Consider the following 22,864-nt stretch of genomic DNA (forward strand, 5'->3'; position numbering starts at 1 on the left):
GCTGTACACCTCGGTGCGCGACTACAACAACAGCCGCTATGACTACATCCTCGACAACCTGAGCCTGAAGCAGGCGGCCGGCACCTTGAGCCCGCAGGATCTGCAGGACCTCAAGCGGTACCTGAAGCCGGACTACAACCCGGACAAGGACTTCCTGCCGCCGGATTTGGCGGCTGCAGCGCAGAAGAATCTCGAGCGCAGCCGCTGAGGCGTCTTGCTTGTGTATCGGGGTAGTGATAAATTCGACCCCAATGAGCCATTATAGACTCATATGATTCTAAAAAGACCCATTCGGGGTATCTCGCTACGCGTGAGGGGCTCACCTGGAAAGGGTAATCACGAAAGACTGCGCCCCTCACGCAACTACCTAAAGCCAGCACAGCTGTTTTCCCAGGACTTACTTCGCGAAAAATCGATCAGACGCTGACGACAGCACTGTTCAAATAATGCGCCGCCCTCCCCCGGGCAATTGCCAAGGAATAGAAATGCTTTTAAGAACCACCGCTATGCTACTTGCATTTTGCAGCCTGCCATTGTTGGCTGCCGAGCACGAACTTCCCTCGGGCAAGGACGTCATGCGACAGAACCAGGCACAGATACAGAACAACCTGGATGATGCCGACTACAAACGCAAAATCGTGGTTAAAAACAACATGGGCCTGGAGGGTCAGGAAAACGAAAAATTCTGGCCGATCTACAACACTTACCGTGCAGAAGCGCTGAAAATCAACAAGAACATCCTGGAAACCATGATCGACTACGGCCAGGCCTATAACAAAGGCTATGTGACCGATGAGCTGGCCACAGAGTTGCTCGATCGGATTTACACCCTCCAGGAAGACCACATAGAACTCCGTGAGAAGTACACACGGCGCATCGCTAGTGCTGTTTCACCTAAACGCGCCATGCGCTTCCTGCAGATTGAAACACAGCTGGATGCGCTACTCGAACTTGATATCAGCCGGAAAACTCCATTAGCGGAGTAAGTCAGCACAGTGATGCCCGCCCTGGACGAGATGCGTAGCAACTTCTCCAGCCAGGCGCGAGCGCTATAACAATATCCTTTATCTAAAAACAACATCTTGAGAGCATGACCATGAAAAGCGCCTTGGTATCTATATTTGCCGTCTGTGTGTCACTCACCTCCCTGGCCCATGCGGCACAGCCCCCAGAGAGCGTGTTCAATCGCAGTTGCCAGATGTGCCATAACGGCCAGCTACCGATGGCGCCGAAAAAAGGTGATGCCGAAGCTTGGAAGCCGCGGCTCGCTCAAGGCAAGGATGTGCTGGTCAAGCATGTCACGGAAGGTTTCAACGCCATGCCTGCCCGCGGCTTGTGCACGGATTGCACAGCAGAGGACTACGCAGCGGTGATCGAATGGATGTCCAAGCCTTGAGCTGATTGTTCTCAGAAACACATATTCACATAACTGTTGTTGTCATATATGTGACTGCTTGCTAGCCTCCTGGATACCTACAAAAAACGGTCCGGGAGGACGCTCATGCAAGACTCGATAAGCAGGGCTTTTCATGAAGATGGCGCCGTGTTGGTCAAGGGGCTTCTGAACCAGGAGCAACTGGCGCGCTGTCGTGAAGCGTATGACTGGGCCGTGGAAAACCATGGCCCCCATGCCACCCGAATGTTCGCTGGCACCACGCAGCAGTCGCATGTCGACAATGCCAACCCGGTGGCCAAACAGCGCCTCGAAGCGCTCGTCGAAACCCTGCCGTTGGGCAACCTCTTCGCCCGGATCTGGGGTTCGCGGAATGTCTGGTATTTTGCTGAAGAGGTCTTCCTGAAAGCCGGCGGGCAAGGCTCCCGGACTCTCTGGCACCAGGACACCTCCTACCTGCCCTGGGCCGGCAAGCATTGGGGCAATGCCTGGATCAGCTTCGAATCCATCCCGCAACGCAACGCGCTGGAGATCATCCGTGGTTCGCATCGCGGGCCACGCTACGATGGCACCACATTCGCCGACCCTGACGATCCGACCCAACCGCTGCACGACAACGGCGCCCTTCCCCGCCTGCCCGATATCGAAGCCGAGCGCAAACTCAATCCACAGGCCTACGATGTGCTTTCGTGGGCCACCGAACCGGGTGATGTGATCCTGCTGCATCCGGCATCCTTACATGGCGGTGCTCCGGTCGACAGTGCCTTCCCCAGCCGCCACACCTTCGTTTTCCGCTTCTTCGGTGACGACGCCACCTTCAAGCCGCTACCGCAGGACAGCAAGGCGGGATACCCACCGCAAGGCGTGCTGTTCACCGAAGAGCTCAAGCAGCTCACGGCCGGTGCCGCGTTTCGCCATCCCACCTTCCGCCAGGTTGTCTGAACAGGAGGCACCATGAACACCACCCCCTTGAAACGGCTATCGATCAATCCACCGCCAACCCAGCTGTTCTACGATCAGTTTCACTATTCTCAGGCAACCCGCGTTGGCGACCTCATCTGGGTATCGGGGCAGGTAGGCATCAACAGCGAAATGAAACCTGAAAGCGATGTGGCAACCCAGACACACCTGGCATTCCAGTCGCTGGCCAAGGTGCTGCAAGCAGCTGGTGCAGGCCTGGAGGATGTGGTCGAACTGACCACTTTTCACACCCGGCTAAGGGCTGACATGCCAGTATTCGCCAGTATCAAGGATGAATACTTCCCCTCACGGTATCCTTCCTGGACTGCGGTCGGTATCACAGAGCTAGCCCTGCCAGAGCTGGTTGTGGAGATTCGCGCGGTAGCTGTAGCAGGAAGCGGTAGCGCCTGACTCGGCGGTGGCTGGCAAAGGCCCGGCTGCCGCTTCAATCGGCGTGGAGAATCATTCCTGTCTTCAGGCAGGTGTAATCCACGCTCGATTTCTCTATGCTGAGCCGACCGTGGAAGCCAGCCACCTGATCCAGAAACGTCTTCGTCCTGAAATCCTGAGACCCCATGCCTGATTCCAAGTCACCTTCCAGACCAGCCACCACTTCTGCCGGTACGAGTGCACCTCGCAGTTCAGCGCGCCGGGGACGGCCCGTGGGCGACCGCGACGCCAAACGTGCAGAACTGCTGGAGGCGGCCATCACCGTGATCGCACGGGATGGCTACGCCGGGGCTTCGATGCGCAATGTCGCAAAACACGCAGGCTGCACCACAGGCGCGGTGACCTATTACTTTGCCAACAAGGAAGAGATGATCACCGAGGTCGCCCAGAGCCTGTTCGACCAGGTCGACACGATGCTGGCAGCGAACCAGGCGGAGATGAACATTCCCGCATTGCTCCGGCAGTGGATGGAGTGGGTCAACGACGGCGAGTCGACGCTCTGGCTTTCCTGGTTGCAATTGCTTACCCATGCCCGGCACGAACCGGCGTTCGCGCATGTCATCAAGCAGCGCTATGCCAGATTCCGCCAGGTGTTTACCGTAGTAATCGAGGCAGAGCAGCACCAGGGAAAAATCCGCGACGACATACCGCCCGATGTACTGGCTGACCAGATCAGCACCATCTGTGACGGCTGGCTGATGATGATGCCGATCGAGCCCGAGCGCTTCAGCGCCGAGCGCGGGAATGCCCTGCTCGATGCGCTCATCGCGCTGATAGCGCCACCTGCAAAGGGCGGTACCACGCGCAAGGCCAAGTGATCGAACCTGATCTGTAGCGCATGGGCCGGACAACAAGTCGTCCGGCCCTGGCCAATCGCGCCTTGCTTTGGCCGGTGAGACACTCTACTTGGATGCGTTCTTGTACACGCTCAGTGCCCTGTTGGCCGCGGCCAGGCACCCTTTGCCATCTCCTTTTTCCCGCGCTTCCTTGGCCTGCGCAATCAGTTTGCGAATATCCGTGGCCACACCACCGTGTTGACCGGCGCCCTCGGAACGCTCGATAGCGTCGAGCTGGTCGATCTTGGCAGTACAGTTGTCGGCTTCGGTCTTGTCCGCGGCATAGACCACTGGCGCGCAGATGATCGATGCAACGGCTATCACTTTCAACATCTTCATGGGTTGCTCCTCGGGTTGTGTGCAGCAAATTTGGATAACGCCGACTATTTAATATAGGTCGCGTAGCGTCCGACGCCCGATTTTCGTGGCAGAAACGATGACTGGACGCCCGCTCCCCCTTTGCACGACGATCGCGCTGCGCTATTTTACATAACTGCGGTTATCTAAATACAACAATAGCGTGCCGAGGCAAAAAAAAATGGACACAGAAGACACGTCTTCGCCGGCATGCCGCCGGCGTCTGCTTCTGCAGGCGCTCGCTGGCGTGGCGTTGGCAGGTGGTACGGGGCTCGCCGGGCGAGCGCTGGCCCAGACGGTAGAGGCAACCCCGCCAGATGTACTGGACGTGGTCGTCATCGGCGCCGGGCTTGCCGGCCTCACCGCAGCCAGAGATCTGCATCGCGCTGGCTGCACCTCCTTCGCCGTACTGGAGGCTCGGGATCGAGTAGGCGGACGAACCGTCAACCATCAGCTCGGCGGCGGTGTGATCGCGGAGGCCGGAGGGCAATGGGCAGGCCCCGGACAGACGGCCATCTTCGACTTGGCACGCGAACTGGAAGTAGAGACCTTCCCGAGCTACTACCAGGGCCGCAATGTCTATCTGGCGGGCGACGCCCGATACGAGGAAGATCTCAGCGCCGCCCATGGCAACCCTGTCACTGCGAAGCTCAACCAACTCTCGCGCAAGGTTCCGAGCAAGGAGCCGTGGACCGCAGCCGATGCGGTCGAAATCGACAAACTGTCGGTAGCCCAATGGCTGACGAGCCAAGGCATCGACAATGCCAGCCGTTTCAGCTTTGACACCTCCATAGGCCTGACCACCGGTACGCCGCCAGCCAGCCTGGCCCTGCTCCACTACCTCTCGCTTATCAACTCGGCCGACTGCAGTATGGAAAAGCTGGAGGGCTTCCATGGCGGCGCCCAGGAGACCCGCTTCGTGGGCGGTTCCCATGTATTGAGCACGCGCATGGCAGAGGCGTTGGGCGATCGCATGAGGCTGTCCAGCCCGGTACGCAAGATCGCCAACTGGGACAGGGACATCGTCGAAATCTACACAGACCAGGGGCTGGTCCGCGCCCGCCAGGTGATCGTTGCACTGCATCCCGCACTGTGCCACCAGATTGTCTTCGAGCCGGCTTTGCCCGAGGGGCGCGCGCAACTGCAACGGCTGTGGCCTGCCCATGCACCGATGCGCAAGACGGTGCATGTCTACGACCGGCCATTCTGGCGAGAAAAAGGGCTCAATGGGCAGATCAGCCAGGCCGATGGACCCCTGATCTTTTCCTGCGACAACTCGCCCGCCGATGGCAGCGTCGGCATCCTCTCGGCGTTCGTGCGCAGCGCCCAGCTAACACATGAAGCCGAACGGGCGAGCCAGACGCTGGCTGGCATTTTTGCCCAGGCATTGGGTGATGAAGCCTTGCAGTTCAGGCAGTACCACGATCACGACTGGGCCAAGGTCGACCCCTGGACCTTGACCTGCGTCGGCGCCATCCCTCCCGGTTTTCTCACCCGTTGGGGCCGCTACCTGAAACCTGCCGTCGGTCGGCTGATCTGGTCGGGCACCGAAACCGCTGACATCTGGGCCAGCAGCATGGATGGCGCAGTGCGCTCCGGCCACCGAGCTGCCCTGGAAGCGTTGCAGGCGCTGGTTGCCAATCGGAGGAACGCATGATGAAACGCGCTTTGCTGATAGGTGTTGCGGTCGGCGTTACCGGGCTTGTGCTGGCGGCAGTCATTGCCGGCCCGCAGATGCTGGCGGGCTATCGATTCATGAGTGAACTGGACAGCCACTACGCCCGCTACGACGCCGATGTCGGAACCTGGCCGCAACCCCAGGATACCTGCAACGCATGCCATGGGGCTTCCGGGCAGTCACAGAACGAGCAGTACCCATCCCTCGCGGGGCAGCAGGCCAGCTACCTCCAGGCACAACTCCAGGCATTTGCACAGGGCAAACGGCACAGTGCGCAAATGGAGCCACTGGCCGCCACATTGAGCGACGACCAGATCGCGTCGCTGGCGCAGTATTTTGCCCGACAGACGCCGCTGCGCACCGACACACCGGCGGCAGATGAGCGGTTGTCGGCCGAGGGCCAGGCGAGTGCCGCAGCGCGGGGCTGTAGCGCCTGTCATGGCAGCGATTTCATGGGCGGGGCAACTGGGCCGCGACTCGCCGGGCAGGGACAAGCTTATCTGCTCAGCCAGCTCCTGGCGTTCAAGCAGGGCACGCGGACGGACCCAAGTGGGGCCATGAACGCGACCGCCGGTCTGCTTTCACCAGCCGAGGCACAAGCGCTGGCGCACTACCTCGCAGGCCTCGCCGCCGCCAGCCGCTGACCTGTCGAAGGGCGGATGCTCTGCCTCCGCCCTTGTTTCAAGGCGTGATCACGCGAGCTTGGCTCCGCAGGCAAAAATCGTTTCGGACTTAAACATAACAGTCGTTGCGTTAAAGCCGGCAGCGGATTACAGTGCAGTAAAACAACAACAATCAACGGAGCTCATCGCATGCACGACTCCATTGCCCCACCCGCTGCCGTCCACGCTCCTCCGGGCCTCAGCATTGCCGTCTCGCGGCTGCCGAACGACTGCCGCGTGATCGCCTGTGCGCTGATACCCACCTTTCAATCAACGACCCGGTCAGACCCCGAAGGCGCGGAGATTCCATGAGCAACCTTCATTTCGATACCTTGATCATCGGTGCAGGCCTGTCCGGCATCGGCACGGCTTGCCATCTGATGGACGAGTTCCCCAACCGCAATCTCGCCATTCTGGAACGGCGTGAGTGCATGGGCGGAACCTGGGACCTGTTCCGCTATCCAGGCATCCGCTCCGACTCCGACATGCTGAGCTACGGCTACAAGTTCCGCCTCTGGGACAGCCCCAAGGTGCTGGCTGACGGTGCCTCGATCCGGCGCTACATCCAGGACACCGCAAAACAGTACGGCCTTGCCGACAAGATCCATTACGGCCTCAGGACCCTCGGTGCGAACTGGTGCAGCCAGCAGCGCCTGTGGCAATTGACGGTACTGCACGAAGCCAGCGGGGATATCCGGCATTACACCTGCCGATTCCTGCTCTGCTGCACCGGCTACTACAACCATGACGAGGGTTTTCTGCCCACCTTTCCAGGGGAGAACGACTTCAAAGGTGTGCGGATCCATCCCCAGCATTGGCCCGAGGACCTGGACTATCGCGACAAGAATGTCGTGGTCATTGGCAGCGGCGCCACCGCTGCCACGCTGATTCCGGCGATGGCCGACAAGACCCGCCATATCACCATGCTGCAACGCTCACCCTCGTACATCTACTCGCTGCCTTCGACCGATAAGCTCACGGCCGTGCTCTCCCGCATCATGCCTGCAAGCTGGGCGCTCGGCCTGGCACGCAAACGCAACATCATGTTGTATCGCGCCGTTTACATCGCCTGCCGGCAATGGCCACGCCTGATGCGCAGGATCATCCTCGGGCACGTGCGCCGCCAGGTAGGCCCGAATGCCGACATGCGCCACTTCACCCCGACTTACATGCCTTGGGACGAGCGCCTGTGCGCAGTACCCGACGGCGACCTGTTCAAAGCCATTCGCAACGGTCAGGCGTCGGTGGAGACGGACCACATCGAGCGCTTCACCGAGCATGGCATTCGCCTCAAGTCGGGCAAGGAACTGCCAGCCGACATCATCATCACTGCCACCGGGCTGCGCTTGCAGTTGCTGGGCGGCATGACCGTCTCGGTCGACGGCACGCCGTACCCGATCGGCGAGCAGATGACCTACAAGGGTGTGCTGCTGGAAAACCTGCCGAACATGGCCTGGATCTTCGGCTACACCAACGTGTCGTGGACGCTCAAGGTCGGCTTGGCCGCCACTTACCTGTGCCGCCTGTTCCGCTACATGGAACAACGCAACCTGGATGTCGTGACCCCTTACGACAACGGCAACAACGCGTTGAGCGACGGGATCCTGAACTCGATGAAGTCCGGCTACATCCAGCGTGACCAGCACTTCCTGCCGCGTCAGGGCCGGTCGCACCCCTGGTTCGTCTTCATGCACTACGGGCGCGACAAGAAGATGTTGCTCAAGGACCCGATCGAAGACCACCACCTGGAGTTCCAGCGCGCCCAGCAACAAGCACACACCCCGCGGCCCGCCAAGGTCACCGGTTGAACCACGACGCCCACGGCCTCGCCGCCAGTGTGTGAAAAACAATAAAGGTAAAAGGCTGAATATCATGCTAGGTCAAATGATGACGCTCCCGCTGACCATCCCTTCACTGCTGGAGCATGCACAGCGGTATCACGGCGATACTGAAATCGTTTCCTGCCTCCCTGGTGGCGCCCTGCATCGCTACACCTATGCCGACGCTCATCAGCGTGCCAGGCAAGCGGCCAACGCTCTGACCCGCCTGGGCGTCAAACCTGGCGACCGGGTGGGCACCCTGGCCTGGAATGGCTACCGTCATTTCGAGCTCTACTATGCGATTTCGGGCATGGGGGCGATCACCCACACCATCAACCCGCGACTGTTCCCGGAGCAGGTGGCGTGGATCATCGGGCACGCCGAAGATGAGGTGGTCTGCTTTGACGAAAGCTTCGCCCCGCTGGTCGCCCAAATCGCGGCGCAGTGCCCGAGCGTGAAGCACTGGATCGCCTTGTCGGACGCTGCGCAGATGCCGACCGCAGGCGAGACCCGCCTGCTGTGCTACGAGGAGCTGCTGGCTGCCGAACCCGCGACGTTCGTCTGGCCGACACTCGATGAGCATGCGGCCGCAGCGCTGTGCTACACCTCCGGGACCACCGGCAACCCCAAGGGCGTGCTCTACTCCCACCGCGCCACGCTGCTGCACGCGCTGTCCAGTTCCCTGCCCGACTCGCTCTCGCTGTCGGCCCGCGAGGTCGTGGCACCGATCGTGCCGATGTTCCATGTCAATGCCTGGGGGCTACCGTATTCGGCGGCCCTGGTAGGCGCCAAGCTGGTGCTGCCCGGTGCCGGCCTGGACGGTGAAAGTGTCTTCAGGCTGTTCGAACAGGAAGGTGTCACCTTCTCGGCCGGCGTTCCTACCGTGTGGCTGAGCCTTCAGCAGTACATGCAGCAGACCGGCAAGCGCCTGCCCAGCCTGCAGCGCCTGGTGGTCGGTGGTGCCGCCTGTCCGCCTGCACTGATGCGCAGCTTCGAACAGGAGTTCGGTATACGCATCCAGCACGCCTGGGGCATGACTGAAATGTCACCGACGGGCACCGTGAATACCCTGAAAGCGTCGCACCTGGGCCTGAACGAAGAGGCGCGTTTCGCCATCAGCATCAAGCAAGGCAGGCCACCATTCGGCATTGACCTGAAAACCGTGGACGATGACGGCAACGAGGTGGCGCGTGACGGCAAGACCTCGGGGGCGCTGGTCGTGCGTGGTCACTGGGTGGTCGATCGCTACTACCGCAGCGATGAATCCCCGCTGGTGAACGGCTGGTTCCCGACCGGCGACGTCTCCAGTCTTGACCAGGATGGGTTCATGCAGATCACCGACCGGGCCAAGGATGTCATCAAGTCGGGGGGCGAATGGATCAGCTCCATCGAACTGGAGAACATCGCCATGGGCCACCCGGCCGTCGCTGAAGCAGCCGCGCTGGGGATCGCCCACCCGAAATGGGACGAACGCCCTCTGTTGGTGGTGGTGGCCAAACCCGGAGAAGCACCGACCCGTGAAGCGATTCTCGCACTCTATGCCGGCAAGGTCGCACGCTTCTGCACCCCTGACGACGTCGTGTTCGTCGAGGCTCTGCCGCATACCGCCACCGGCAAGGTCAGCAAGATCCAGTTGCGCCAGGAGTTGCGTGACTACCAATGGCCGGGCTCACCAGCGCGCGAGGTGGCGTCATGAACGCCCCTGCAAGAAGCCGGGCCGATACCCGCGTCATCGACCCGAGCGAAGGTCGCTGGAAGCGCAGGCTGCTCAACCTGCTGTTGCGCCTGTCGGTTAAATCCCGCCACGGCATGGGTATCGATATCCAGCGCCTGCGCAAGCAGTTCGCGCAGCTGGATCGCCAAGGCCAAGCGCTACCAACGGACGTGCTTCGGACCAGAGTCTCGTGCAACGGTACCCCTGCGCACTGGCTGTCGCCGGCCAGTTGCAGGCAGGAGCGCGTGCTGCTGTACATCCACGGCGGTGCGTTCGTCGCCTACACCCCGCAGATTTATGCCGCGATGGTGGCGAACTGGTGCAGACCGCTCAAGGCCAGGGCGCTGATGGTGGACTACAGCCTCGCGCCCGAGTGCCCCTTCCCCACGGCGCTTGATCAGGCTCATGCCACCTACCGATGGCTGCTCGAACAGGGGACCAAGCCCGAACACATCGTGATCGCTGGCGACTCCGCCGGCGGCAACCTTGCGCTGGCGCTGCTGCAGCGGCTCCGGGACGAGGGAGCACAGCTGCCAAGCTGCGCAGTGCTGTTGTCACCGTTCCTCGATTTCACCCTCAGTGGTGCGAGCGCGCTGGGCAATGCCCGTCACGACCCGATCTTCACCCTGCCTTTCGCGATCGCTATCCGCGGCTTCTACGCATCGGCCGAAAAGCACTCGTCGCCTGAAGTGTCGCCCTTGTTCGGCTCCTTCGCCGGCTTGCCACCACTGCTGTTGCAAGTAGGCAGCACCGAAATGCTGCTGGACGACTCGGTCCGCGCGGCGGCCAGCGCGGCGGCGGCCGGAGTGCCGGTTCGCCTGGAAATCTGGCAACAGCTGCCACACGTGTTCCAGATGATTGCGGCGCTTCCGCAAGCCCTCCAGGCACAGCGCCATATTCTGGACTTCGTCAACGACCACACGAACTGGGATGGCTAGCGAACCTGTTCCTGTCCAGACCTCCCAATGATTCCCTCGAGAACAACAACATGGAATTCGATTATCTGATCGTGGGTGCCGGCTCTGCCGGCTGTGTCCTTGCCAATCGCCTCAGTGCCGATCCCAGTGTCGCCGTCTGCCTGCTCGAGGCTGGGCCGGAGGATCGATCACCACTTATCCATACTCCCCTGGGCCTGGCGGCCATCCTGCCAACACGCCACGTCAACTGGGCATTCAAGACCACCCCTCAGCCGGGTCTGGGCGGGCGGGTAGGCTATCAGCCCCGAGGCAAGGTGCTCGGAGGCAGCAGTTCGATCAACGGCATGATCTACATTCGCGGCCATCAGGACGACTTCAATGATTGGCAGGCGCTGGGCAACGAAGGCTGGGGCTTCGACGATGTTCTGCCGTACTTTCGCAAGAGCGAAATGCACCACGGCGGAAGTAACGAGTATCACGGAGGCGACGGCGAGCTCTACGTCAGCCCGGCCAATCGCCACGCTGCCAGCGAAGCCTTCGTGGAGTCCGCGCTGCGTGCCGGGCACACCTATAACCCCGACTTCAACGGCGCCACTCAGGAAGGCGCTGGCTATTACGATGTGACGATTCGTGACGGCCGCCGCTGGAGCACCGCGACGGCGTTCCTCAAGCCGGTCCGCCATCGCAGCAACCTTACCGTGCTCACTCATACCCATGTCGAAAGTATCGTCCTGCAGGGCAAGCAGGCGACCGGGGTACAGGCGCTGATCAAGGGCTCGCGCGTGCACCTGAGGGCGCGCAAGGAGGTCATAGTGTCAGCAGGCGCCTTTGGCAGCCCGCACTTGCTGATGCTCTCCGGCATAGGTTCGGCAGCCGAACTCGAGCCCCAGGGCATCGCCCTGCGCCATGAGCTCCCGGGCGTTGGCCAGAACCTGCAGGATCACGCCGACGTAGTGCTGTGCTACAAGAGCAACGACACTTCGCTGCTGGGCTTTTCCCTGAGCGGCGGCGTGAAGATGGGCAAGGCCATGTTCGACTACGCTCGCCATCGCAATGGCCCGGTTGCAAGCAACTGCGCCGAGGCCGGCGCGTTTCTCAAGACCGATCCAGGCCTGGAGCGCCCGGACATCCAGTTGCATTCGGTGATCGGCACGGTGGATGACCATAACCGCAAACTTCACTGGGGCCATGGCTTCAGTTGCCATGTGTGCGTGCTACGCCCCAAGAGCATCGGCAGCGTCGGCCTGGCCTCGCCAGACCCGCGCAAGGCGCCGCGAATCGACCCCAACTTCCTTGCCCACGACGACGATGTCACGACACTGCTCAAAGGCTACCGCATCACCCGTGACATCATTGCCCAGACGCCCATGGCCAGCTTCGGCCTCAGGGATATGTACAGCGCCGGCCTGCACAACGATGAACAGTTGATCGAACTACTGCGCAAACGCACCGACACCATCTACCACCCAATCGGCACCTGCAAGATGGGGCAGGACGAGATGGCCGTGGTGGATAGCCAGTTACGTGTTCATGGTATCGAGCGGCTGCGCGTCGTCGATGCCTCGATCATGCCGACACTGGTTGGCGGCAATACCAACGCGGCCGCGATCATGATCGCCGAACGCGCCGCTGAGTGGATTGCCCACGGCTGACACCCTCGCCCGGACTGAAACCGCCCTGCACCATGCCAGGCATGGGCGGTTTCCGCCTACCCGATCTCCCCTCCTCCCGTCTCCAAGCCTGCACACATCTGAACTGTGGGAGCGGGCGAGCCCGCGAACACCGGCAGAGCCGGTGCCATCCACTGCGCCGCCTGCTTCGCGGGCACGCCCGCTCCCACAGGTGCGCGAATGGATTGTGAACTGAACATAAAAAAAGCGCCCCGAAGGGCGCTAAAAAGGGCATGACGATCGTAGCGTCGACTCGATGTAGCCTCGTCAGCCCTACCCAGCAAACGTTTTCTCAACGCAACATCAGGCGCATCAGGGCCTGGGTCAGGCGACCATAGGGCGATTTGAGCAGGAAACTGCCATTGAACTTTGCCTGGTAGAACACCGGCCGCATCTTGCTGAACGTCTGGAACCCTTCCTCGGCGTGATAGTGCCCGAGCCCTGAATTGCCCACGCCACCGAACGGCAGGTTTTCCTGCAGCACATGCAGCATCACGCTGTTGACCGAAACGCCTCCGGACAATGTCTGGCGCAGCACCGTCTCGACCCGGCCGGCGTCTTCATCGAACAGGTAGAGCGCCAAGGGCCGTTCATGGGCGTTGATGTAGCCAATTGCGTCCTCGAGCTTGCGATAAGCCAGCACCGGCAACACGGGCCCGAAGATCTCCTCCTGCATGATCAGCATGTCGTCGCGCACATCGAATACCAGGTGCGGTGTCAGCTTGCCCGCCCGACGCGCGCCATCCACATCCGCCAGCGCCACCACGCGCGCGCCCTTGTCCCGGGCGTCCGTCAGCAGCGCCTCGACACGTGCCAGTTGGCGCGCATTGATCATGCAGCTGTAGTCGGGGTTGTCAGCCAACGGTTGCGGGTAATTTCGAGCCACCGCCGCCCTGGCATGCGCGAGGAATTCTTCCTCGCTGCCGGCAGGCAGGAACAGGTAGTCAGGCGCGACGCAGGTCTGCCCGGCATTCAGGCATTTGCCCCAAAGAACGGTCTCGGCAGCCTGCTTCAACGAGTAACCCGGGGCGACGATGGTAGGCGACTTGCCGCCGAGCTCCAGCGTCACCGGGGTAAGATTTTCGCTGCAATTGCGCATGATCTGTCGGCCTACCGCAGGCGAGCCGGTAAAGATCAGGTGATCGAAAGGTAGCCGGGAGAAACCGTCGTTGATACCTGCACCTGGCTGTATCACCGCCACCAGGTCCTGGTCGAAGCGCTTGCCCAGCAACTCGGCGAGCAAGCGACCATAGTGGCTGGAGTCGCTGGCCACCTTGATCATGGCCCGGTTACCGGCGGCCAGGGCGCCGCATAGCGGGCCCAACGTCAGGTAAAGCGGGTAGTTCCAGGGCGCCGCAATACCGATAACCCCGAGTGGCTGGGCCAGCACCGCAGCCCGCGCGGGCTTGAACCAGATCCCGACACCGCGCTTGCGCGGTCTCATCCAGCGTTTCAGGCAGCGGACGGCATGGTTGATTTCGCTGACCAGGCCGAAGATATCGAGCATCTTGGTCTCGTGCTCCGAGCGGTGGCCGAAATCGTTGGATATGGCGGCTGCGATCCGCTCGGCGTTCTCCAGCACCAGCGCCTTGAGCGCCAGCAGGTTGGCCCGCCGGGTCTGATAGGACGGGTAGCGTTCCTCGGCGAATGCCTGGCGCTGAAGCGCGAAAACTTCACGCATCCGCTCGACTGCCGGCGCGACTTGCTCGATCGACATTGTGTAAGTACTCCTGGTGGATCTCTTGGATCACTGCGACTGCAAACTGCGGCCGCACGGGCGGCCCCAGCATGGAAACCAAGGCGTGTCAGCGCGCTGGCACCGCTTGATGCTTTGCCCGCACCAGGGCGAAGTACGCGTAGTACAGCTGGATCATCATGAAAGACCAGCTGGCCAGCGCTATCGACATGAATACGGCCTTCGTGTCGTCCCCGGGTATGGGGTAGAAGTCATAGATGCAAGCCACCAGCAGCCCCAGCATCGCCGCCACCGTGACCCCGAAGGCGTGCAGGTACTCGCCGACCATCGCCAGGCGGCTGATGAAGTACGCCAGGTAGACCGTGTAGCCAGCCCACATGATGACGTAGAAGTAAGGAAGCGGCTTGATCATGAAATCAGCCTTGATCATCACGAACGTGCAGGCAAAAGTGATGGCAAAAATCAAAGCGTCCTTGCCCGCCGAAGGCCGGAAGCCATGGGTGACGGCCATCAGGCCAAGCACCGTGACGATCGGGATGCCAAAGCCGCGGGAAAACGCATCGCAGAAATACGAAATACCGTAGGAGAATTGCGACTGAGTCAGCAGGTAGATCAGGAAGTTGGTGCCGGAAAATGCCACGATCAACCATTCCAGGCCCAGCAGGAAGTTGCCTCTACGCAGGAATTTGATGCCGTAGGTGCTCCCGGAAACCACCAGGAGGACGCAAGTGAGCAACGCAAGAACATCTTTGGTTTCCATAGCTCAGGTCTCTTTCTTGTAGGTATGAAGGCTTTACTTCGGGGTGGCCGCCAAGGCGGCAAGGTAATGCGCCAGCGCCTTGCGGTCCTGTGCCGAGAGGGTCTGGGTAACCGCCTTCATCGAACCGGTTGGATCGACCCGGCTGCCTTTGGCAAAGGCGTCCAGCTGTACCAGCAGGTAGTCGGCACCTTGGCCAGCCAGACGCGGGAAAGCGCCTTGGCCCATCAGCTTCTCGCCATGGCAGGCAGCACAGGCACCCGCCTTGACCAGTTTCTCGCCTTGCTGGCGCAGGCCAGGATCAGGCTGGAACGTGCGGTTATCCATGGGCGTCTGGCGGGCGTAGTAGTTGGCAAGCTTGTCGATTTCAGCGTCACCCAGGCTCATCGCCAGTGGCTGCATGTTCGGGAAATGACGGGTGCCCTTTGCAAAGCCGTGCAACTGCGCCTTCAGGTAATCGGCCGGCTGCCCGGCCAGGCTGGGATAACGCTGGTGCTGCGAGCTCCCGCGTTGCCCATGGCAGCCGTAGCAGGCATCGGCCGTCTGGGGCCAGGGCCCGTCCGCTTCATAGGCCTGGGTAGTGCTGTCGATGTAGGTGACGAGGTGGTAGAAGCCCAGTAGGTCACGACCGAACAAGGCCAACAGGGCGACCAGCAACACTGCCGTACCCCACAACAATTTCTTTTTCATCGCTGCCCCCTATGCCCGACGCAGCGAGGCAAGCGCCTGCAGTGCACTTTGATGACCTGAACGCACGGCGCCATCCATGTACCCGGCCCAGATATCGGCAGTTTCAGTGCCCGACCAGATGAGGTTGCCGCACGGCGGACGCAACGATTCGCCATGCTCGCTCCAGAAACCTGGCGGAATCGCCGACACGCAGGTGAGGCTCCAGGGGTCTGCCAGACCCCAGTCATGATCGTGGTAGGCGACCGGCAGCAAGGCTTCATCACCCAAGGAACGGGCGTAGATTTCGGTCAGTACCTGCTGCGCAGCCTGGTGATCGGAGGGCAGCATTGCATTGACGACGAAGGCGTTGATCACACCAATTTCACCGTTGGGCGGGGAGTTGTCCCAGGCCCACAGCAGCGGCCCCTTGACCTGCATGGTGTGGCCGTTCAGGCCCTTCTCGCGCCAGAACGGCCGCTTGTAGACCATCGCTGTCTTGCGCGCCGGGCTGTGGGCCGGCCAGGCACGCTGCAGCGCCGCGCGCCCTTCCGGCAGCGCGGGCTCGAAGCGTACCTGGTTGCACAGGGCCGGATGGATTGCGACGATGACCCGGCGGGCGCGTATCAACCCTTGATCAGTGTGCAGCGTGACAACGTCGCGGTCCCACTCGCTGATCGCGCGCACCGGGCAGGCCAGGCGCAGCCGGTCGCCCAACTGCTCGGCCATGCGGGTGCACAGGATCTGCGAGCCACCAACGAGGCGGGTGCCCTGGGCGCTGTCCTTGATCGAGTCCAGCTTCATGTAGTCGCAGCTTGCCGAATTGATCATCGACAGGAAGTGCAGCAGGCTCATTTTGGCCGGCGCCACGCCACAGGTGAGCATGAAACTGGTGTCCCAGCCAGACCTGTCCTCGGGCTTGATATCCTGTTGCGCCAGCCAGTCACCCGCCGAGAGCTTGTCCAGTTCGTTGACCTTGGAAGATGCCCAGGGTTTACCGGACGGCACCAGCCTGGAGAGCTCACTGAGCTTGGCGCCGATGCGTTCATCGGTGCCGAAGGTGCCGTGCAGGTCGATCTCCAGTCGCCCCTCCCCGCCGAGCACCACGGTCTTGCCCTGGTAGTAGGTCGGGAACGTGTCCACCTGAAGTTCCCGGGCCAGGTCGGCGACGGCCGTCTGGCCGGGCCCGATCCACTGCCCACCCACCTCGGAGATGTAGCCTGAGCCCAGGTCGTAGTTGAGTACCCGCCCGCCGACCCGCTCACGGGCTTCCAGCACCTGGAACGAGCGGCAGCCAGCGTTCAGCAGATCGCGGGCCGCCGTGAGCCCGGCCATGCCGGCGCCAATGATGGCGACATCCAGGATGCCCTCCTCGTCGCCATGCGCAGCCGCCACAGGTTCGGCGGCGCTGGCCAGGCCGACATGCAGGCCGAGGCCGCCTACGGCGGCGGTGGCGCCAGCGAATTTCAGCAACTGCCGGCGCTTGAGATCCAGTGAATTGAAGGTAGGCTTTTCAGCCATAAAAGGAGCCTCACGCTATTGTTGTTCGATTGTGCTGCGCCACTGCGTGACGCTTCAGGTCCAGCAAGCAAGGGGTGGAGCGTTATCGTTCAGGCGCCCAGCGGCAGGCGCAGTGCCCGGCGTCGCAACTGCAACCCGAACAACACCAGCCACAACGGGAAGATCAGTACCACGAGCACCAGCAGGGCATTGGTCAGCGGATCAAGGGCCGCAAAGAAGCCGGAAACGAAGTACAGGCCGAAGCACCAGCCCACCACCTTCAGCGGCAGCAGTACCGAGCTGCCCCAACCGGCATTCTTCAAATGGCGCCCCACGACGATGCCCCAGAACAGGACGACAGGGCCTTCGCACCACCAGAGCCCGCGCTGGCTACCGACTGCAATGGTCGTCCATGCTGCCTCGGCGCCAGCCCGCACGGCTTCACTGCCCGTCAGGTGCAATTGGGCCAGTGGATCGAGCACCGAAAGCTGAAGACTCGCACCGGTTACGCCAAGCACCACATAGGTGGCGATGGCCAGCAAGGCCATGTCCCCGAGCGCACCCGCCTCATCGCGAAACTCGCGCCAGAAATACGCCCCCACAGCCAGCACTGGCAGGTAGAAACCCAGGATGTCGGCGAACATCGACAGCCTGAAGTACTGCCTGGCTTCAGCCGGCAGGGTCAGCATGGTCGCACCCTGCAACGTCACGGCCATGTCACCCTGAGTGACCATGAGCATGAAGCCGACATTGAGGTAGGCGCACAGTCCACCGATGATCGAAGCCCACGCGGTGAAACGCATGGCCTCATTCGAATAATTGTTCATTGCAACTCCGGGGTGATAGATCGGCAAGGCGCCGCGCCGCGAGCGGCCAGCGCCTGATCGCAGTTACGACGCTCGTGCCCGTCGATTGAGGGCGTTGTCGAGCAGGTTTACACCTGCCAGGGCGGCCTTCACCGCGCACCACTGCAAAGGTTCGGGAAGCGTCGAGGGGGTCTTGTGGCGCAGTGCCGTGAGCAAAGGCTGCTCGATGCCGCCGATACGTTCCGCCAGCAGGAAGCCGATCAGCGATTGGGTGCCAACGCCATGTCCCGAGCAACCAGCCGTGTAGTAGATATTGCTGTGCGGCCCGGTTTCGCCCACCACCGGCAAGGCGTCGTAAGCAAGGCTTATATAGCCGCTCCAGCACCTGTCGATCGCCACGTCGCGCAATGAAGGGAAACGGTCGTCCAGGGCTTGCCGCAACGCGGCGTACGCCGTCCGGTCCGGCTCGTTCGGGGTCTGCGAGCCATAGGCGTAACCCAGTTGCTTGGTGGTTATCAGGAGGGTGTTGCGTGCGGTCAGGCGGTGGCTCTCCATGGTCCAGTGGGGGGTCACGATGCCCTCCCGGCCCTGCCAACCCAAGGACTGCAGTTGCGTAACGGACAGCGGCTGCGTCTCGATGGCCGACACCCGCAGTGGCGTGACCTTGTCGCGCAGCAACCCCAGTTGCGGCGTGTAGGCATTGGTGGCCAGGACCATGACAGGCGCGCTTGCCGAACCTTTCTCGGTTCGGCAGGTAATGGTTGGGCCGTCACTGTAAGACAGCAGCTTGGTCTGCTCGAACAAGCGAACACCAGCCTGCAATGCTGCCCGGCGCAAACCCATGACGTACTTGCCGGGGTCGAGCGTGCCACCGTGCTGGATGCAACCGAAAAGGAACGCAGGCGGGATACCGCGAGCACGCATTTCATCGCGATCCACAAACCGTGTGACCGAACCCAGCTGCTGGCCCAGCGCCATGCTGTGACGCAGTCTCTTTTCCTGCGAGGGATGGATGACGGCACGGATGACACCGCTGGGCAGGTAATCGCAATCGATGGCCAGCTCACCCAGCCGTCGTTCCACGTAAGCCACGCCTTCATCGTAGAAGGACACGACCTTGCTGGCTTGGTCCGCGCCGAGCCGCTTGTGAAACAGTTCGAACTCGACGCCCATGCTGCCGGCAAGATAGCCAGCATTGCGACCACTGGCGCCGAAGCCTGCAAAAGCCTGTTCGAGCACCACCACGCTGGCACCGAGCGCGGTGAGCTCCAGGGCAGTGGACAGCCCGGCGAACCCCGCGCCCACGATGATCACATCGGCATTGATGTCATCCTCGAGCTCCGGCTGCAGATCGTCTGGTTGTTCGACCCATCCGCCGAGAAGGCGGAACTTGTCAACGTTGCTGCTGAGCTCGGACATGGTTTGCCTCCGAAATCTGTTGTTGTTTGGTCAGACTCTACTGCTGCGCCCTATTTAACGCAACAGCTGTTATGTTGTTTTTTACACGTATTCGTCATCAAATATGGAACGCTATTCGCAGGCTTGAATAAGCCCGGCCGCACCACTTGAAGACGGTGCGGCCGAGCGGGTCAGCGAGGGTTTCGACCTGAAGGCGGTTCGCTCACGCCATGGCGGGAAAACAGTAACGGCTGGCCGTCACCCTGTAGCAGCGCAGCAGTCAGCGAGACGCCGTCGCCACTGCGCGTCTCGTCGAAGCTGGCGCCGCCGTCCTGGCTGTTCACCAGCAGGCCATCAAGACCTGCCACCAGTACGTGCTTGCCCTCTGCCTGTATGGCGGTAATCGAGCTACGGCTGGTCAGAGGTATGCGCTGCCATGCACTTGCGTCCGATGTGCCGCGCAACAAGGTACCGCGTTGCCCGCCTACCAGCAGACGGCCATCCGGCAGCACGGCACCACTCCACAGCGAGCCCTGGTAGCCGGTGTCCAGGTAACGCCAGGTCTTGCCTCGGTCATCCGAACGCAGCAACTTGCCACGCTCTGCGGTGGCATAGACTGCCCCCTGCCCGTCACTGAACAGGCTCAACAGGTTGAGGTCGGCGCGACTGGCTCCAGGCTGGGGTTGCAAGGTGCGTTCGGTCCAGGTGACCCCACCGTCGTCGGTTGTCAGTATCAACGACCACAGCCCTACCGCCACGCCCTGCTGGCGATCGAAGAAGTGCACGGCGAACAGCGGGCGGTCGACATCGCTGTCGATGCGCTGCACCGCCCAGGTTTCTCCGCCATCACCGCTGGCCAGGATCGCGCCCCAGTGGCCAACGGCCCAGCCGTTGCTGGCATCGACGAAGCTGACACTGGTCAACGTGCTCGACAAGGGTACGCCGTGAGCCTGCCGGTAGCTGCGCCCATGGTCGTCGGAAAGCAACACGATGCCATGGTCTCCGACGGCCACCACCCGCTCCCCCGCTTGGCCCGCGCCCAGCATCATGGCGTGCGCGGCATTGCTGGCAGGTGCCACCGGCACCGCTTCCAGCTCCGCGGCCCAAGGCGCGGCCATTGGCATGGCCGCTAACAGGGCGATGCCCATGACCCGTTTCAGGTAGTGCATGTCATTCTCCTCAATGGGTCAGCGCGCCGACCATGCGCACCGGGCGCTTGCGTGGGAACACCCGTTCCAGCCAGACGGCGAACGCTGGCAGCACCGTCATGGCCATGACCATGTTGACCATGAACATGAAGGCCAGCAGCTTGCCCATGTCAGCCTGGAACTTGAGCTCGGAAAACGACCAGGTAGCCACGCCGACCGCGAGCGTAAGCGCAGTGAAGATGGTCGCGATCCCGACTTCGCGCAGGGCACAGGCCACTGCGGTGGCGATGGGCTGGCCGTGGGCCTGGTGCAACTGGATGCGGTTGTAGATATAGAACGCGTAGTCGACACCGATGCCCACCGCCAGAACCATCACCGGCAGGGTGGCGATGGTCAGGCCGATCTGCAGCTCCTTCATGAACCAGTAACCGATGAAGGTGCCGAGGGTCAGCGGCAAACAGCACACCAGCACTGCCCTGAGGTCGCGGTAGACGATGAACACCAACAAGGCGATCGCGGCATAGACATAGAGCAGCATTGGCGTTTCACTCTTCTCGACCTCCTCGTTGATCGCCGCGATCACCCCGGCATTGCCTGACGCCAGGCGCACGGCGATACCGTCCTGTGGGTAGGTCGTACGGAAAGTCTTCACTGCATCGATCACCCGGGAGATGGTGGTGGCCTTGTGATCAGCCAGGTACAGGTGCACCGCGGTCATGCTGCAATCGGTGCGCATCAGGCCAGGCAGGCGTCCCACCTCGGCGGCCAGAGACGAATAGTTCATCGGGTCGATGGGCACCGCGCTCATCTTCGGGTTGCCCTCGTTGTAGCCCTCGTTGAACTGGCGCATCGCCGATGAGAACGACGCCACCGAGAGCACCCCGGGTACCCCCTCCATGGCCCAGACGAAGCGGTCCTGGTACTGCCCCAACGCAACATCCTCGCAAGCGTTGGCGCTGCCATCCGGCCCTGGCCGTACCTCGAAGACCACGCTCAGCCAGTCGAGGCCGATGTCATAATTGCTGGCAATGGCCACTGCATCGCGATTGAAGCGTGAGTCCTCCCGCAACTCCGGCGCCCCTGCCTGAAGCGAGCCGACCACGCGATCATGGCTTTGCCACACAGCCATGACGAATACGGCCACGGCAACCACCAGCACCCAGCAGGCGTTGCGCCACTGCGCCAACCTCGCCAGGCCTTCCAGCCAGCGCGACCGCCGTTGGCGCGACACTTCCTCGGCAGCGGCGTAACGTGCATCGACCTTCAGCATCGAAGCCACCAACGGCAGCATCACCAGGTTGGTGACGATCTTGTAGGCGACGCCGAGCGAGGCGGTGATCGCCAGTTCACGGACCATGGGGATCGGGATCAACAGCAGGGTGACGAAGGACACGAGGGCGGTAACCAGCGCCAAGGTGCCCGGTATCAGCAACCCGCGGAAGCTGGAGCGGGCAGCCTGTGCGGCGGGCTTGCCATCGGCGATCTCGCGGACGATGTAGTTGATCTGCTGTACACCATGGGAAACGCCAATGGCAAAGACCAGGAACGGCACCAGCACCGCCAGCGGATCGAGGCCATAGCCCAGCAGGCGCAAGCTACCGAACTGCCAGACCAGCGAGGTCAACGAGCAGCCTAGCGCCAGCAGCGTGAAGCGCAGCGAGTGGCAGTACCAGTACACCGCGGCCGCCGTCAGCAACAAGGCCAGCAAGCAGAACTCCAGCACCGCCGCCGCGCCGTCGGCTATATCGCCAATCTGCTTGGCGAAACCGATCAGCTGGATCTCGAAGTCGGCATCCTCGAACGGCTGTCGTAATTGTTGCTCCAGCACACGGTTATAGGCCACATAGTCCAGGCGCTCCCCATTGACATCGTATTCGTTGAGCTCGGCAGTAATCATCGCACTGGTCTGGTCCCTGGAAACCAGGGTACCGATATACCCGCCCTGAGCGGTGGAATCAGCGATGCGCCCGATGATGGTGGCATCCAGCCGCTCGGGGGTCACAGTTCCCGGCACCAACGGATCGGCACGAAAGCCCTCCTCCGTGATTTCGTTGACGAAGGCGTTCGGCGTCCAGAGGGAGCGCACACTGCTGCGCGAAACGCTGGGCAGGAACGTGACTGCCTGAGTAACATCGGCCAACCGCCGCAGGCCCGCTTCGCTCCATATGCTGCCGTTGCGCGCCTTGACCACGATGGTCAAGCGGTTCGCGCCAAGCAGGTCGCCGCGGTATTGCTTGAATGTCTCGACGTACTCATGGCCAATCGGCAACTGCTTCTCGAACCCGGCGTCCATGCGCAGTTGCACGGCGAACCAGGCCATACCCAGGGTAAACAGCGCGAGTATTGCCAGCACCCAGCCGCGGTGCCCGAACAGCCAGGCCTCGGTGCATGCCAACGGGCCGCGCGATTGTGTTTCCTTGATTTGAATAGACATGT

At 61.9% G+C, this 22,864-nt stretch carries 20 protein-coding genes and 1 pseudogene; 12 read left to right on the forward strand and 9 right to left on the reverse strand.

Annotation, left to right across the window (positions count from 1 at the left end; genetic code table 11):
* The 6 genes and pseudogenes from CAF70_RS02955 to CAF70_RS02980 all read left to right on the forward strand — a co-directional run.
* A pseudogene (locus CAF70_RS02955) lies at positions 1–208 on the forward strand (channel protein TolC); the annotation flags it as partial.
* A gap of 277 nt (positions 209–485) precedes the next feature.
* Complete coding sequence (locus CAF70_RS02960; protein ID WP_061302286.1) at positions 486–986, forward strand: hypothetical protein; 501 nt, start codon at positions 486–488, stop codon at positions 984–986.
* 110 nt (positions 987–1,096) lie between these two features.
* On the forward strand, positions 1,097–1,396 hold the full coding sequence (locus CAF70_RS02965; protein WP_085622658.1) for a cytochrome c5 family protein: 300 nt from the start codon (positions 1,097–1,099) through the stop codon (positions 1,394–1,396).
* 105 nt (positions 1,397–1,501) lie between these two features.
* Positions 1,502–2,335 carry a phytanoyl-CoA dioxygenase family protein gene (locus tag CAF70_RS02970; protein ID WP_085622656.1) on the forward strand — a complete coding sequence of 278 codons (834 nt, stop codon included), beginning with the start codon at positions 1,502–1,504 and terminating at the stop codon, positions 2,333–2,335.
* A gap of 12 nt (positions 2,336–2,347) precedes the next feature.
* Positions 2,348–2,764: a RidA family protein gene (locus CAF70_RS02975; RefSeq protein ID WP_085622654.1), complete on the forward strand. Its 417-nt coding sequence runs from the start codon at positions 2,348–2,350 to the stop codon at positions 2,762–2,764.
* A 251-nt stretch (positions 2,765–3,015) separates the two neighbouring features.
* Entirely contained in the window at positions 3,016–3,621 is a 606-nt protein-coding gene (locus tag CAF70_RS02980; RefSeq protein ID WP_085622652.1) for a TetR/AcrR family transcriptional regulator, read from the forward strand.
* 84 nt (positions 3,622–3,705) lie between these two features.
* Here the strand turns inward: CAF70_RS02980 and CAF70_RS02985 are convergent, their stop codons facing one another.
* A complete protein-coding gene (locus CAF70_RS02985; RefSeq protein WP_085622650.1) occupies positions 3,706–3,978 on the reverse strand; it encodes a hypothetical protein in 273 nt (90 codons plus the stop codon).
* 199 nt (positions 3,979–4,177) lie between these two features.
* On the opposite strand from CAF70_RS02985, the gene CAF70_RS02990 reads away from it, so the two are divergent.
* From CAF70_RS02990 to CAF70_RS03015, 6 genes are all read left to right on the forward strand, one after another.
* Entirely contained in the window at positions 4,178–5,653 is a 1,476-nt protein-coding gene (locus tag CAF70_RS02990) for an FAD-dependent oxidoreductase (RefSeq protein WP_085622648.1), read from the forward strand.
* The gene (locus tag CAF70_RS02995; RefSeq protein WP_371915933.1) at positions 5,650–6,318 is read left to right on the forward strand and encodes a cytochrome c; all 669 of its coding nucleotides are present in this window, start codon (positions 5,650–5,652) and stop codon (positions 6,316–6,318) included. Before CAF70_RS02990 ends, CAF70_RS02995 begins: the two co-directional genes overlap by 4 nt.
* A gap of 326 nt (positions 6,319–6,644) precedes the next feature.
* Positions 6,645–8,144, forward strand: coding sequence for an NAD(P)/FAD-dependent oxidoreductase (locus CAF70_RS03000; protein WP_085622644.1), 1,500 nt, complete (start codon positions 6,645–6,647; stop codon positions 8,142–8,144).
* 76 nt (positions 8,145–8,220) lie between these two features.
* Positions 8,221–9,852, forward strand: a complete 1,632-nt coding sequence (locus tag CAF70_RS03005) for a 3-(methylthio)propionyl-CoA ligase (RefSeq protein WP_085622642.1) — start codon at positions 8,221–8,223, stop codon at positions 9,850–9,852.
* Positions 9,849–10,808, forward strand: a complete 960-nt coding sequence (locus CAF70_RS03010; RefSeq protein ID WP_256573259.1) for an alpha/beta hydrolase — start codon at positions 9,849–9,851, stop codon at positions 10,806–10,808. Before CAF70_RS03005 ends, CAF70_RS03010 begins: the two co-directional genes overlap by 4 nt.
* A 50-nt stretch (positions 10,809–10,858) precedes the next feature.
* Complete coding sequence (locus CAF70_RS03015; protein WP_085622638.1) at positions 10,859–12,439, forward strand: GMC family oxidoreductase; 1,581 nt, start codon at positions 10,859–10,861, stop codon at positions 12,437–12,439.
* A gap of 310 nt (positions 12,440–12,749) precedes the next feature.
* Here CAF70_RS03015 and CAF70_RS03020 read toward each other — a convergent pair whose 3' ends face one another.
* From CAF70_RS03020 to CAF70_RS03055, 8 genes are all read right to left on the reverse strand, one after another.
* Complete coding sequence (locus CAF70_RS03020; protein WP_085622634.1) at positions 12,750–14,174, reverse strand: coniferyl aldehyde dehydrogenase; 1,425 nt, start codon at positions 14,172–14,174, stop codon at positions 12,750–12,752.
* An 88-nt stretch (positions 14,175–14,262) separates the two neighbouring features.
* Positions 14,263–14,913: a hypothetical protein gene (locus CAF70_RS03025; RefSeq protein ID WP_061302297.1), complete on the reverse strand. Its 651-nt coding sequence runs from the start codon at positions 14,911–14,913 to the stop codon at positions 14,263–14,265.
* A gap of 33 nt (positions 14,914–14,946) precedes the next feature.
* A complete protein-coding gene (locus tag CAF70_RS03030; protein WP_085622632.1) occupies positions 14,947–15,600 on the reverse strand; it encodes a c-type cytochrome in 654 nt (217 codons plus the stop codon).
* 9 nt (positions 15,601–15,609) lie between these two features.
* Positions 15,610–17,097, reverse strand: a complete 1,488-nt coding sequence (locus CAF70_RS03035) for an FAD-dependent oxidoreductase (RefSeq protein ID WP_085622630.1) — start codon at positions 17,095–17,097, stop codon at positions 15,610–15,612.
* Between the two features lie 89 nt (positions 17,098–17,186).
* Positions 17,187–17,903 carry a hypothetical protein gene (locus CAF70_RS03040; protein ID WP_085622628.1) on the reverse strand — a complete coding sequence of 239 codons (717 nt, stop codon included), beginning with the start codon at positions 17,901–17,903 and terminating at the stop codon, positions 17,187–17,189.
* Positions 17,904–17,966: 63 nt separating this feature from the next.
* Entirely contained in the window at positions 17,967–19,301 is a 1,335-nt protein-coding gene (locus tag CAF70_RS03045; protein WP_085622626.1) for an FAD-binding oxidoreductase, read from the reverse strand.
* Positions 19,302–19,471: 170 nt separating this feature from the next.
* A complete protein-coding gene (locus CAF70_RS03050) occupies positions 19,472–20,449 on the reverse strand; it encodes a YCF48-related protein (protein WP_085622624.1) in 978 nt (325 codons plus the stop codon).
* A gap of 10 nt (positions 20,450–20,459) precedes the next feature.
* Positions 20,460–22,862: an RND family transporter gene (locus CAF70_RS03055; RefSeq protein WP_085622621.1), complete on the reverse strand. Its 2,403-nt coding sequence runs from the start codon at positions 22,860–22,862 to the stop codon at positions 20,460–20,462.
* Positions 22,863–22,864 lie beyond the last annotated feature (2 nt).

Source organism: Pseudomonas sp. B19(2017) (genome assembly GCF_002113165.1).
GTDB lineage: Bacteria > Pseudomonadota > Gammaproteobacteria > Pseudomonadales > Pseudomonadaceae > Aquipseudomonas.